The organism is uncultured Anaerovibrio sp., from assembly GCF_947302755.1.
Taxonomy (GTDB): Bacteria; Bacillota; Negativicutes; order Selenomonadales; family Selenomonadaceae; genus Anaerovibrio.
This window is the reverse complement of sequence record NZ_CAMYWM010000011.1, coordinates 1-13427: the sequence shown is the minus strand read 5'-3', so window position 1 is coordinate 13427 and position 13427 is coordinate 1. Positions and strand designations below refer to the sequence as shown.

The 13427-nt window shown below is 49.1% G+C and carries 14 protein-coding genes; 11 read left to right on the top strand and 3 right to left on the bottom strand.

The window, feature by feature from the left end; translation table 11 throughout:
• The first annotated feature begins 3 nt into the window (after positions 1-3).
• The 7 genes from yihA to Q0Y54_RS02225 all read left to right on the top strand — a co-directional run bounded on the left by yihA (position 4) and on the right by Q0Y54_RS02225 (position 4787).
• On the top strand, positions 4-636 hold the full coding sequence (gene yihA, locus Q0Y54_RS02255) for a ribosome biogenesis GTP-binding protein YihA/YsxC (RefSeq protein ID WP_297963861.1): 633 nt from the start codon (positions 4-6) through the stop codon (positions 634-636).
• 198 nt (positions 637-834) lie between these two features.
• Positions 835-1290 (top strand): AsnC family transcriptional regulator, encoded by a 456-nt coding sequence (locus Q0Y54_RS02250; protein ID WP_297963859.1) that lies wholly within the window; start codon positions 835-837, stop codon positions 1288-1290.
• A gap of 8 nt (positions 1291-1298) precedes the next feature.
• Positions 1299-1772, top strand: a complete 474-nt coding sequence (locus Q0Y54_RS02245) for an AsnC family transcriptional regulator (protein ID WP_297963857.1) — start codon at positions 1299-1301, stop codon at positions 1770-1772.
• 117 nt (positions 1773-1889) lie between these two features.
• A complete protein-coding gene (locus Q0Y54_RS02240; protein ID WP_297963855.1) occupies positions 1890-3083 on the top strand; it encodes a pyridoxal phosphate-dependent aminotransferase in 1194 nt (397 codons plus the stop codon).
• Positions 3084-3195: 112 nt separating this feature from the next.
• Complete coding sequence (locus tag Q0Y54_RS02235) at positions 3196-3636, top strand: hypothetical protein (protein WP_297963853.1); 441 nt, start codon at positions 3196-3198, stop codon at positions 3634-3636.
• Positions 3637-3720: 84 nt separating this feature from the next.
• Complete coding sequence (gene rdgB, locus Q0Y54_RS02230; RefSeq protein ID WP_297963851.1) at positions 3721-4314, top strand: RdgB/HAM1 family non-canonical purine NTP pyrophosphatase; 594 nt, start codon at positions 3721-3723, stop codon at positions 4312-4314.
• Complete coding sequence (locus tag Q0Y54_RS02225; protein ID WP_297963849.1) at positions 4311-4787, top strand: metallophosphoesterase; 477 nt, start codon at positions 4311-4313, stop codon at positions 4785-4787. Before rdgB ends, Q0Y54_RS02225 begins: the two co-directional genes overlap by 4 nt.
• A gap of 270 nt (positions 4788-5057) precedes the next feature.
• On the opposite strand, the gene ade is transcribed toward Q0Y54_RS02225, so the two are convergent.
• The 3 genes from ade to Q0Y54_RS02210 form a co-directional block, all read right to left on the bottom strand.
• Positions 5058-6791, bottom strand: a complete 1734-nt coding sequence (gene ade / locus Q0Y54_RS02220) for an adenine deaminase (protein WP_297963847.1) — start codon at positions 6789-6791, stop codon at positions 5058-5060.
• Between the two features lie 19 nt (positions 6792-6810).
• Complete coding sequence (locus Q0Y54_RS02215) at positions 6811-7929, bottom strand: hypothetical protein (RefSeq protein ID WP_297963845.1); 1119 nt, start codon at positions 7927-7929, stop codon at positions 6811-6813.
• 154 nt (positions 7930-8083) lie between these two features.
• Positions 8084-8716 carry a hypothetical protein gene (locus Q0Y54_RS02210; RefSeq protein ID WP_297963843.1) on the bottom strand — a complete coding sequence of 211 codons (633 nt, stop codon included), beginning with the start codon at positions 8714-8716 and terminating at the stop codon, positions 8084-8086.
• Positions 8717-8970: 254 nt separating this feature from the next.
• Between Q0Y54_RS02210 and Q0Y54_RS02205 the strand changes: the two genes are divergently transcribed.
• From Q0Y54_RS02205 to Q0Y54_RS02190, 4 genes are all read left to right on the top strand, one after another.
• Positions 8971-9276: a TIGR04076 family protein gene (locus Q0Y54_RS02205; protein WP_297963841.1), complete on the top strand. Its 306-nt coding sequence runs from the start codon at positions 8971-8973 to the stop codon at positions 9274-9276.
• 377 nt (positions 9277-9653) lie between these two features.
• Positions 9654-12209 (top strand): autotransporter domain-containing protein, encoded by a 2556-nt coding sequence (locus Q0Y54_RS02200; RefSeq protein ID WP_297963839.1) that lies wholly within the window; start codon positions 9654-9656, stop codon positions 12207-12209.
• Positions 12210-12325: 116 nt separating this feature from the next.
• Complete coding sequence (locus Q0Y54_RS02195; protein WP_297963838.1) at positions 12326-13123, top strand: response regulator; 798 nt, start codon at positions 12326-12328, stop codon at positions 13121-13123.
• A 6-nt stretch (positions 13124-13129) separates the two neighbouring features.
• Positions 13130-13427: Hpt domain-containing protein (locus Q0Y54_RS02190; protein WP_297963836.1), on the top strand; the 298-nt coding region annotated here is incomplete at its 3' end.

Below are 13427 nucleotides of genomic sequence, written 5' to 3'. Positions count from 1 at the left end.
GCTATGGCAGAGAAGATTATTATCACCCAGGGAAAATACCTGGCCTCCGCCGTCAAGCCGGAGCAATATCCTGAAATTCACCGCAAGGAAATCGTGTTTATTGGCCGTTCCAATGTGGGCAAATCCTCCCTGATTAATTCCCTCACCAGGGTAAATCAGCTGGCCAGGGTATCCAGTCAGCCCGGGAAGACCCAGACCATCAATTTTTATGAAATTGGGGCCAAAATAGATGATAGTCCTGACAGGCGGGACTTTTATCTGGTGGATTTGCCCGGCTACGGCTACGCCAAGACCGGGGCCCAGCGGCGTAAGCTGTGGAGCAAATTTATCAATGAGTATCTGCTGGGCTCTGAGGATCTGCAATTTGTGTGTCAGCTTATTGACAGCCGCCACGAGCCTATGGCCTCCGATGTGGAGATGTTTCGCTGGCTGGTGGAGCACAACCTGCCTGTATTGGTGATTGCCACCAAGGTGGATAAGCTGAGCAAAAATGCTGTGGCGAAAAGCATCGCCCGGATAAAGGGGGCCTTGGGGATACCTGAGCTGGATGTGCTGCCCTATTCCTCCGTAAAAAATGTGGGTCGGCAGGAGCTGTTGGAGGTAATTGCTGATTGCCTGCTGGAGGACGAGGCTTAGTGCGGGATTATCCAGGGCGTTACGGGTGCTTAATTCCCACCTTAGAGGAGGGAGTCTTAGCACCCGTTAGCATCGGATAAAAATGAATAGGCTTCACTTTTTCTTGACTGATAAACCATGTATTTGATAAAATAATAAAGGCTCCTTTGCTTGAGGGCAGGGGAGCTTTATTTTTAGGGTGAAGGATAGGGAGAGTATATGGAGCTAAATGCCTTTGATAAACAGCTTCTCAACATATTGCAGGGGGGGGTACAGTTTGTTCCCAAGCCATATGTGGCTATGGCTGAGGAATTGGGGGTATCCGAGGATAGGGTAATTAACCGCCTGCAGGAGCTGAAGGAGGCCGGCTATATCCGCAAGCTGGGTGCCTTCTTTAATTCGGATAAGCTGGGATACAGTGGAACCCTGGTGGCGGCCAAAATTGAGCCGGCTTTGGTATCAGAGGTGGCCAACAGGATTAATGCCTATCCTGAGGTGACCCACAATTATCAGCGGACCTGTGGCTATATGCTGTGGTTTACCATTATAACCAATTGCGATGAGCGGCGCAGGCAGATTTTGACTGATATAAGGGCATTGCCTGGGGTTATCCGCTTATTGGATTTGTATTCCCAAAAGAAATACAAGATAAATGTGCAATTTAGGTTGAAGTGAGGCCGGGTATGAGTATTTCCGAGCAGGACAAAAAAATTGTAAGGGCACTGCAGAGCGATTTTCCCATTTGCTCCGAGCCTTATAAGGAGATAGCTGAGAAGATCGGTATTTCCCAGGGGGAGCTGCTGCAACGGCTGGAGGAAATGAAGCAGGAAGGCATCCTCAGAAAGATGGGGGCGGTCCTCCGCCACGTGGAGGTGGGCTACAGGGCCAATGCCCTGATCGTATGGGTGGTTCCGCCGGAGAGAATGGATGAGGTGGCGGCCAAGATGTGTGCCCACAGCGAGGTTACCCATTGCTATGACCGGAATACTGCGCCGGACTGGCCATATAATTTTTATACCATGATTCATATGGATACCCCGGAGAGCTGCATTCAGTTTGCCAGGGAGCTGTCTGAGGAAACGGGTATAAGTCAGTACGAGCTGCAATTCACGGAAAAGGAATGGAAAAAAACCAGCATGAAGTACTTCATGGAGTAAACATAGGGTGTAAAGTCAGTGTAAAAAACTGGCCTTACACCTATTTTTATTGTATAATTATCGGGTAATTGTATATTTTTTTAGGATATCCATAAATTAGGAAGCGGGGTAACAGGTATGGTTTCAGAAAAAAGCTATGTATTGGGCACCAAAAAGTCCACCATCAGAACGATTTTTGAATTTGGCCGCAAGCGGGCGGCCCAGGTGGGGGAGGACAATGTGTATGACTTTTCCATTGGCAATCCCAATGTACCGGCACCGGAAGCCGTAAAGCAGGCGATTATAGATATACTTGGGGAAATGGATTCAGTGGCCTTGCATGGCTATACGGTAGCACCTGGGGACCCACAGGTGCGGGAAACCATTGCCCAAAGCATCAACCGCCGGTTTGGTACCGGCTTTGGGGGGAAGAATTTGTTTATGACCTCCGGGGCGGCGGCGGCCATCACCATTTGCTTCAAGGCACTGACTGAGGATGAGGGCCACAGTGAGTTTATTACCTTTGCCCCATATTTTCCGGAATACAAATGCTTTGTAGAGGCTGTGGGAGCTGATTTGACGGTGGTTCCGGCCAATCAGGAGAATTTTCAGATTCAATTTGATAAATTTGAGGAAATGCTTTCGGCTGATACCAGGGCGGTTATTGTCAATTCCCCCAATAATCCAAGCGGGGTTGTATATTCCGAGGAAACCATCAGCCATTTGGCGGCTATTCTGGTGAAAAAGGAGCAGGAATACGGCCATCCTATTTTCATCATATCCGATGAACCATATCGTGAGCTGGTATACGGCGGGCTGAAAGTGCCATATATTCCTAATTATTACAAGAATACGCTGGTATGCTATTCCTGGAGTAAATCCCTGTCCCTGCCCGGAGAACGCATTGGGTATATTGTGGTGCCTGATGAGGTGGCGGATTTTGGCCGTGTTTATGGGGCCATAGCCGGTGCCGCCCGGGTATTGACCCATGTCAATGCCTCCTCCCTGTTTCAGCGGGTGGTGGCCCGCTGTGTGGATGAGCCGGCCAATATTGCCGATTATGAGCGCAATGGCCAGCTGCTGTATGACGGGCTGATTGAAGCCGGCTTTACCTGCCAGAAGCCTCAGGGAGCCTTTTATCTCTTCCCAAAGGCCCTGGAGGAGGATGATTATGCCTTCTGTGAACGGGCCAAAAAATATGATCTGCTGCTGGTTCCCGGCGCTGATTTTGGCTGTCCAGGTTATTTCAGGGCGGCATACTGTATTAAGGAGGATACCATCAGGCGTTCCATTCCGGCCTTTAAGAGGCTGGCGGCGGAATACGGCAAATAAAGGCGGCAGAGGCCTTATTTTTCAAGGGATAAATGACGATACTATGGCATAGGATGTATGCAGGCTAGGGAAGGCACCGAAATTTGCGGTATGGCAAAGGGAAGGTGAAGGTATGTCAGTAAGGACAGGCAGCTCCATGAATATGGGGACGGCGGAGCTTTTGGCGGACACCAGGGAAAAGGAGGGCAGCAGTACGGCTGCCCCAGCCTCCATTCAGGTGGAGTCCTTTAAGAAAATTCTGACGCAAAAGCTGGGCACCATTAGTGATACCCTTGCGGAAATGATGGAGGAAAGGGCGGCCCTCCAACAGGTTCAGGCCCAGGTAGCGGTTACGGAAATTGTGCGGCGGGTAATGCCTGACGGCAGTATCCGCATTACGGAGTATGTGGACGGCAAGGTGAAGAGCGTAGAGCATAAGCCGCCTCATATGGAATACGTGGTGGACAAGAATAAGCCTATACCCAGGGACGGGGATGGTATGCTTCTGACGTCCCGGCAGGCAATGGTTCTGAAGCCAAAATTCAGTATCGCCGAAGAGCTGTTCAATATGTAATGGCAGTATGGTATAATTAGCCGAGGCCCGTTTGGTATGTGCCAGATGGGCCTTTATTAATGGAGAAGGGTTTGATTTAGTTTTATGACAAGGATAGTAATTGCCACCAGAAATAAGGGGAAGGTCAGGGAAATGCAGAATGCCTTTAGTGATTTGCCGGTGGAGCTGATTTCCCTGGCTGATATAGACGGTGATATTCCCGAGGCGGTGGAGGACGGGGTGACATTTATGGAAAATTCCCTGAAAAAGGCCCGTCATTATCAGGAAATGACCGGTATGGCCTGCCTGGCTGATGATTCCGGTCTGGAGGTGGAGGCACTGGGAGGGGCGCCTGGCGTATATTCGGCCCGTTATTCCGGGGAAAATGCAGATGATACCTCGAATAATGCCAAGCTGGTGGCGGAGCTCCGTAAGCGGGGGCTGGACAGCTCCCCGGCGGCCTTTCAGTGCGCCCTGACCCTTGTGGATAGGGAGGGCAGGGTGCTGCAGACCCAGGGCTCCTGTGAGGGGATAATCCGTCTGGAGGCCCGGGGAAACGGGGGCTTCGGCTATGATCCGTATTTTTATGTTGGCGACAGGTCCATGGCGGAGCTGACCCTATCCGAAAAGGATGCCATCAGTCATCGGGGGGAGGCCCTGGGGAAAATGGCTGTGCTGTTAAAGGAGCATTTGAAATGAGAGTAGGCGTAATGAGTGACAGTCATGGCAATACCATGGCGGTGGACCAGGCCGTGGAGCGGGCCGGGGAAGTGGATTGCTGGCTTCATGCCGGGGATTTGATCGGCGATGCGGAATATCTGGCCATGGTAACGGACAAACGGGTAATCAATGTGGCGGGCAATTGCGATTGGCCCAGCAGCGGCGTTGATGATGAAGCAGTGGTGGAGCTGGGGAGGCACAGGCTTTTCCTGACCCACGGTCATATTTACGGTGTAAAACGGGATAAAGCCCTGCTGCGGGAGGCAGCTATCAGCAAGGGGGCGGATATTGCCGTATACGGTCATACCCATGTGGCGGAGATTGATGAGGGGGCGGATTGTCTGGTGATTAATCCCGGCAGTGTGTCCCATCCCAGGGATGGGAAGGCCCAGTCCTTTATGGTGCTGAACATAGAAGGGGATAAGGTGCAGGTGGAGCATTTTCACCTATGATTAAGAAGAAAAGGCAGTGAACCACCACCATTATCACGGACAAAAATGTTTTATTAAAGAGATGTAATACAAAAGGCAGTAAATAATCACCTGGAGCAATAGGATAAATCACGTTAAAAAATTTACTTGCTATACCTTAGTATTAGTGGAAAAAATCATTTGTTTGAGCGACGCGAGTTATGATTTTTTCACTATATGAAAGCAAGGAAAATTTTTAGTGATTTAATCCGTGCTACAGGTGATATTTACTGCCGTATTTTTTGATTATGATTACATTTTTTCGTCAATGCCGATGATACGACCGTTCAGCACCTTTACCAGTCCCCGGTCAGTGAGCTTTAGCTCGGGAATTACAGGAAGGCTGAGGAAGGCCAGGGTCAGGAAGGGGTCATATTCCCTATTTACCCCTAGCTTAAAGGCCAGCTGTTCCATTTTGGCGGCCTGACGGGCCGTTTCAACAGCGGATTTATCCGTCATGAGACCGCCCACCGGCAGGGGAAGTATTTCCTCCACCTTACCGGCTGCTGCAATGGCGATACCGCCGCCACAGCTTTCAAGGCTCTGTGCGGCAATAAGCATATCCCTGTCGTTGGTCCCGATTACAATAAGGTTATGGCTGTCATGGCCAATGGTTTGGGCAATGGCCCCTTTGCTTAGTCCAAAGCCCTTTACCAGCCCAATACCCCGTTGGCCGGTTTTATGGTGACGTTCAAATACGGTCAGCTTCAATATATCCTGGTCCGGGGCGGCAACGGCCCTGCCCTGGACCACCGGCACCTCCTGCCAAAGGTGACGGGTCAGCAGCTGCTTGGGAATAAGACCTATTACATTAGCCCTTCGGCCCTTTATGGGCAGGGCAAATTGTTCAATAGTTAATTCGGGCAGGTTTACGGATTGGCTCAGCCGGCCAGGTACGGGAGGCACCTCAAGGCTGTCCCAGATATCCTTTATACAGATGCCCTGTTTGGCCACTAATTGGCCGCCTGAATAAACTGCCTCCGGTTCCCAACCCTCCAAATCGGGGAATATCAGCAAATCTGCCCGGCGGCCCGGGGCGATAACCCCGGTATCACGCATGCCAAAATAAGTGGCCGGATTTACTGTGGCCATCTGCAGGGCCTGCCATAGGGGCAGTCCCTGCTGTATAGCTTGGCGGACCATGGCATTTACCCCACCTTCCTTCATTAGGTCGCCTGGGTGCCGGTCATCGGCGCAGAAGCAGCAAAAACGGCTGTTATGCTGGTTTATTACCGGCAGCAAGGCCTCCAGATTGTGGGCGGCAGAGCCCTCCCTTATCATGAGATACATACCAGCAGCCAAGCGATCCTCGGCCTCTTCCACCGTTACACATTCATGGTCTGAGTCCACACCGGCCGCGGCATAGCCCATAAGCTCCTTCCCCTTCAGCATAGGGGCGTGACCATCCACAAAGTGGTGGGGGCCAATCATATTCAGCTTGTCCCAGACCGTTTTGGTTCCATTGAGTACCCCGGGAACATCCATAAGCTCCCCCAGGCCCAGCACGCGGCTGTCATTCAGGAAGGGCTTTAAATCTCCGGCCTTAAGGACAGCACCTGCATCCTCAAGGGGAGTGGCGGGCACGCAGGAGGGCAGCATAAATTTAATCTGCAGGGGTAAATCAGCAGAGGCATCCAGCATGTACTGAATACCCGTTTCGCCGCCCACATTGGCAATTTCATGGGGATCAGCCACTACGGTGGTAGTTCCCTTGGGTACCACCGCCTGGGCAAAGCCAAAGGGGGTCAGCATAGAGCTTTCGATGTGTACATGGGAGTCAATAAACCCGGGGGTTATGTATTTGCCCTTCAGGTCAATTTCCCTGTCCCCGTGGTATTGGCCCAGTCCGGCGATATACCCGTCTTCAATGGCAATATCCGTTTTAATAAACCGGCCGGTAAAGCCGGCAAATACCTGGGCGTTCTTTAATACAAGCTGGGACTTGGCCTTGCCGGCAGCTGTCTGCATGAGCTTTTGTCTATCCATGATTTTCTCCTGCTAACAATTATCGTATTTCTGCATCATCAAAGCTTGCCTTCATACCGTCGATATAAAGGGTTATGTCATTTAGCTGGTTGGGGGTAAGATAGCGGTCATCGGCCAGATACCAATCAATCAGCTTATACCGTCCGTCAGCGTCGGTGACGACAATGGCTTTAAATTCAATATTTTTCGGCAGCTCCTTAAAATATTTATGGGCATCTGCCATTTTTACGTGACTGCTGTCCCAAAGGTGATTTTTCATGGCCCAGACAATCTGCCCCGCAACATAATAGGCCCGATCCTCTCCCCGGGTCATAATGGACTTATCCTCCGCCTGGGCCTCCTTGGCCAGGGCATCTACCTCGTATTGGGGCGGCGCAAACACGGTCCAGTAATCACCATGCCGGTCAGCCACCAGCAGCTGATTGGTCATAATATCATCATTGGCAAAGCCTACCCGATTTTGGGACATCTCCAGCAGGTAATTATAGGTGCTTAGCAGCCTGTCCTCCCGGTCAATATCCTCCGGTGCTGTACGTAAATCAGACATGAGCCGGCCGCCAAGACTGAGGAAGGGCACATTGTCCAACAGCTTCATGGCCAAATTATTGGCCCGCTTATCCGTATAGTCCGAACCATAATACCAGCGGGCAGCTTCCCGGGCATAGTCATAGGCCAGGGAGCTGAGGGCATATATGTCATAGTCCTTGTGGGGCTTCGGGGTGAAGGTACCGGGCTCCAGGGCCATTTTGGCATTGATTAGTCCTTGAGTAATGGCAATGTTTCCGGCTCCAATAGTGAATATTCCTTTTCCAAACTCCTGAGGGTGCTTCTTGTCAATTACATAAATTTTGCGCAGGCCATCCCCATTTTTCTTTTTGGCAATCTTTAATATTTCCGGGTTGTATTTTACAAGGGGGGCCTGAATATTATCAGTGATAAAGTCACTTTCCTCCGCATCCGGATAGCGTTTGTGAAAAACCTTCAGTCCCTTTTCGGCAGCCTTTATTTCCTCCTTTGAGGTGGGGGTATGCAGATAGGTTTCGGCGGAAGCCCAATTGGTACTCCAGAAAAGGGGGGTGAGCAGGGAAATAAGGGCTCCGGCCAGAATGATTTTTTTTACGGTTGATATGATTTTCATAGGTCACTTTCTTTCCTTGCAGAATGTAAAACGCTAAGGATAAGTATATTACCTGGTAAGGTTTTTAGTCAAACAATATCCACAGCTATGGCCCCATAGGGGGCTTTACACAAAAAAATCCGCCTACCTTGGCTGGTTGGCGGATCACAGGGTATTATTTGATATTGGGGCTGCTGTTGGGGGAAGGGGCTTTCTCCTTATTGGTCATGGTGTTCTCTTTATTGGCTATGATTTTTTCCTTTATAATCTTGTTGAGGCCCTTATTAACCTTTTCCAGGACCTTAAGGGCTACGGATTTGTTGCCCACAGTGCCAATCCATGTGCTGTCACTTTGTTTTTCCACGAATTTTCCGTTATAAATGTAACGGTCTGCCTTAACATCAATGATTTTACATGGAACGGTGGCAATCATTTCTATACCCTGGGTGAAGAAGGTAAATTTTTCCTTGCGTTGAAAGGGCTCTACTGCAAGGCAGATAACATAGTCGTATTCATCACTGGCCAGTGCATCCATTATGTCCCGGCGCTCCGCCATGGACAAATCCGTCATACCGGCGTCAGCCAGCTTTTTTACTACGGCATCATCTTTGATTACGTCAAATTTCTGGGATAAATTGTTGTTGAGGTTATCCACCAGGCATTTATCAAGCTCCGGGTCATAGGTGGTATTGGCGTTGTTAATGTATACCAGGGCAACCCGATGCATTGGTGAGGCCATAGTAATAGCGGTCATAGCACAAAGGAGGGCCACAATTAAAAATAAAATTGCAATAGGATTTTTCCTCATACCTTTTTACTCCTTTCCAAGGGACAATAAATTTAAAAGTCTATTAATATGTTTTCTTCACCCTTATGTGATATTCCTGCCTGATGAAGGATATTTTTATGTTGAGGGTGAATATTCGATTCAGCAGTATGGAGCTTAAAAAGCTGCTTTAAATAGGTTATTATTTTATCCTAAGAAGCTTAAGTGGTAGAATAAAATCAGGAGATTTAGTTCGGCAGAGATAAGAGCTGAGAATGGATTGGGAGGTATCTGGTGTGAAAAAAGTACGCATAACAGTTATCCGCAAGGCAGCCTATCAGGATTTGATGGAAAAATATGAAAATCCCATGGAGCACGCCTGTGATATGGAAGAGGGAAGGGTATATATATCAGTGGCCTGGCACAAGCCGGAGGGTCTGTGCCAAAGTGCCTGGGAAACCATGTCGCCCTTTGTTATGGCACTGGCCCATGGGGCTGAGAATTTTTATGATGGTTGGATGAAAAATCCCCGGGCGGCCATGATTTCCTGTAATGACGGCTTTCGGCCGGTAAGCTTTTTGCTGGAGGCTATTGAGGAATAGGGCGGAGAATATGGGAGCTTCATTTTTTGAGCTGTAGCTTTAGCTCCAGCTCCAGCTCCAGGTTTTCCCTCAGTAGTTGTTTATGCTTGCCCAAAGCCTTATATGATGTTAAAATGTTAAGTGATTATACAAATTTTTATAACTGTCATATGGAGAGGTAAGGACCATGGGCATCTATGAAAAGCAATTCCGTTTGTGTAATATAAATATATATATATGCGGGGAGGACATTCCTTCTTCGGCTGCAGCGGATTGGATTAGTGTGTCCGAAAACAAATTCATATTTTTGTAGTATAACCACATTGGCCTGTGCGGTGATATCGTACAGGCTGATGTGGCTTTTGTATTAATGCAATGCTTTGAAAGGGGAATTGGGTATGGATACCAAAGGACAAAAGGATTTGACCACAAAAATAATATTAGGGCTGGCTTTGTGGATAACCCTGTGTATTGGACAACAGCCGGTGGAGGCTGCCACGTATGATGTTCACAACGAAGGCGAGGCATGGACGAAGCTGGGGCGTTATCCTTCTGTAGCTGAACAGCCGGAGGAGGTATATCGCTATTACGGTGAGGGCAGCAAAAACACTTTAAATCTTTGGGCCAACCCGATAACAGGAAAGGAAAAATTATACGCCAGCCAATTTTATGCTGGATTTGGCAGTGACCACACCATGAATTTCAATGGTGGTGGCGATAGCAATCTGGAAGTAATGGCCGGCACCGCCTCAAATAACACCCTGAATGGGTCCGGGGGGCAAGCCTTATTTCTTTATGGTGCATGGAATTCAGGGAAGGATAATGCCAACAGCAACAAGGTCAGCTTTTCTGGTGGCAACGTGCAGGGCGTTTATGGCGGCTATGTAGGTGATAACGGAACGGGAAATGCTGACAATAATACGGTGGAAATCTCCGGTGGAAAAATCAACGGAGATGGTTATGCTTTGGCTATTGCCGGACACTCTTCAAAGGGCTCTGCTAACAATAATTCTATAACTGTCAGTGGTGGCAGCTTTCACGATGCATTCCTCTATGGTGGCAGAGGCCGCACTGCGGCTGATGGGAATATAGTGAATGTCAGCAGCTTCTCTGGCGATATTAATCGAATTTATGGTGGCTTTACTTCTGGCGCGAAGGTGACTACAGCCTCCAACAATACTGTCACCCTCGACAATAAGGGGGATGGCAGCTTTTCAGATAGCTACTATATCGCGGGCGGCTTTGCCTCATCGGAAAAATCGGATGGCTCCGCCATCGCTTCCAACAACAAAGTGCAGATTCTCGGTGGCACATATACTCATGGCACGATACACGGCGGAACAGCATACGTTTCCCAATATGGTCCTTCGGTTACGGTCAGCAACAACATCGTGGAAATCAAAGGCGGTGTGTTGAAGGGCAGCACTCCTTATTCGTATTCATATATCTACGGCGGCTCTGCACAAAGCGGCAAAGTGGAGGGCAATTCGGTTATCATCAGGGGTGGCACTATTGATGGCTTTGTTTATGCGGGAGATGCCGGGGAACGTGGTGAGGAATTGAATAATTCCATCGACGTTTATAAAGGTGCCAATCTTGAAAAAGCCGAATTGTACGGTACACAATACAAAACTGACGCAGCCGCGCTGAAAAAAGCAAACCCTGTGCTGAACGTTCACGCTTCAAATATAAAGGTACAGAAAATAGGCAGCTTTGCCAAAATCAACTATAATCTGCCGAACACGGTCAAAAACGGCGATATTATTTTAGAGGCCGACGAAGCCGTTCTGAACAATACGGAAATCGGTGTTTCTGCTCCCGGTGGTACCTCCTTGGATGTAGATGATAAAATTTATCTGCTTACTGCCAAGGAGGAAATTACAGGAGAGCTTGGGGAAACAGAGGCAATATTTAGCGAGGGTGTTTCTATCCAACGCGCCATGGATATCAGTTTGGTGAATAATACTCTTGTGGGCACACTCACCGATGGTCCTCACCGTGGCGGCGGCAGCGAGGCCAAGCTCAACGACCAGACCAAATCCCTTGTGGAAACCACGGCGGCAGGCATGGCTGTCCTCAACAGCAGTGCCGACTTCGTTGCTTCCCAGGGCTTTTCCACAGCCTCGGTGGCAGCGGCAGCTGACCCAGGGAGTTATTCCCCATTCTTCGCAGCCGGGGGCTCCAATATGCGCCTTAATACCGGTTCCCATGTGGACAGCAAGGGCTACGGCTTTGCCATCGGTCTTGCCAAGGAAATCAGGTGCGGAAAGCAAACCCTGCTGACAGGGCCCTTTGTGGAGCACGGCGGTGCGTCCTATGACAGCTACCTTGACGATGGCACCCATGGCGATGGCAGGAACCGCTTCACCGGTGGCGGCTGGTTCCTGCGCAGTGAGCAAAGGACGGGCTTCCTCTATGAGGCATCCCTTCGCTTTGGGCATCTGACCAGTGATTATAATGGTACTATGAATCTGCCATTGGGTCCCCAATCCACCAGCTATGACAGCTCAAGCAACTATTATGGCTTCCATTTAGGTGTGGGGCACCGTTGGGCACAGGGCAAAAACGACAGTCTGGACCTTTACGCCAAATACTTCTATACGCACCAGAACGGCACTAATGCCACCCTTTCTACCGGTGAAAGCTATCATTTTGATGCTGTAAAATCCAGCCGTACCCGGCTGGGACTTCGCTACACCCATCAGGCTACATCCCTTTGCAACGTATACGGCGGTATTGCATGGGATTATGAATTTGATTCCAACGCCAGAGCCACCTATCGCGGTCTGGCTACCCCTACGGCTTCCATGAAGGGCTCCAGCGGCATGGCGGAGCTGGGAGTGAAATTCAGGCCTGACGAAAAAAATCCGTTGACAATGGACCTCTCTGTCCAGGGCTGGACCGGCAAGCAGAAGGGCTTCGCCGCCAACCTGGGCCTCCAGTGGAGCTTCTGAGAAAAATATGGGGCCTGTCGTACTAAGGGAACTGCTCTGATATGTTCAGAGAATACGCGGCAGCCCCTTAATTTCTATGTATTAAAGGCAGAGTGCGAAAGGGAGGCGAGGGAATTATGAATGCGAAGATACTTGTTACAGGACGAAATAAGGAGATAGTTTCGGATGTATGCAAGCATTTGCGGGTGGACAGAGGGGATCAGCCCGTTAAATGTAATCCCGTCAGGCGGGCCCTCTTTGATGTGATATTGAAGGACATTCCCAAGATAATAATTATTTGCCTAAGAGATGAAACAAAGGATACCGTTCAACAGTTTAATCTGTTGAAAAATGCTGTACGGCAAGGCATTTGCAGGGTTATTGTTATTACCAGCCCCAGGGATGAAAAGACCTTTGTGCGATTTACAAGGCTTGACAGGGTTACCTTCCTTTCCAGACCAGTTTCCCTGCTGGCGTTATTTGAACGGCTGGTTCATATAGAGGAGGACCTAAAAAATGCACCGGAGCAGTACGTGGAATTTGTTAGGGAAGCTGCTGGTGAGGAGGCGGCAGGAAGGACAGTTTTGGTGGTGGATGATGATACGGAGCTGCTGCTTCACATCAAGGACCAGCTGGAGGAATTTTATAATGTGGTGCCTGTGAAATCGGGCAATGCCGCATTAAAATATCTGGCAAAACGCAAACCGGATATAATCCTTTTGGATTATCTTATGCCGGAGCAGAACGGGGCCGAGGTATTGACCAAAATCAGGGCAGAGGAAGAATACAGGGATATTCCGGTGATTTTCCTTACCGGAGTTTCAGAAAAGGATACTGTAATTAAGCTGCTGTCCGAATTTAAGCCCCAGGGCTATATTGTTAAGCCATCCAAAAAATCAGAAATTGTAGCAAAAATAATCGATGTTTTGGGGTGATACTTCATGGAATACGATTTGGCATGGTTGGAGTCTTTGGGCTTAGATACTCAGACAGGCATATCCTATACGGGGCGATTTGACAAGTATATGTCTGCTGTGTACCGCTTTTTCATTAACTATGAAAAGAACAGGGCCAAGATAGAGAAATATTATGGGGCTCAGGATAAAGAGAATTTTTTGATAACGGTTCACGCCTTGAAAAGCAACGCCAAAATGATTGGCGCCATGGAGCTCAGCAGCCAGTTTGAAAAAATGGAAGCAGCCTCCAATAACGATGATGGGGATTACATAAGAGGGAATT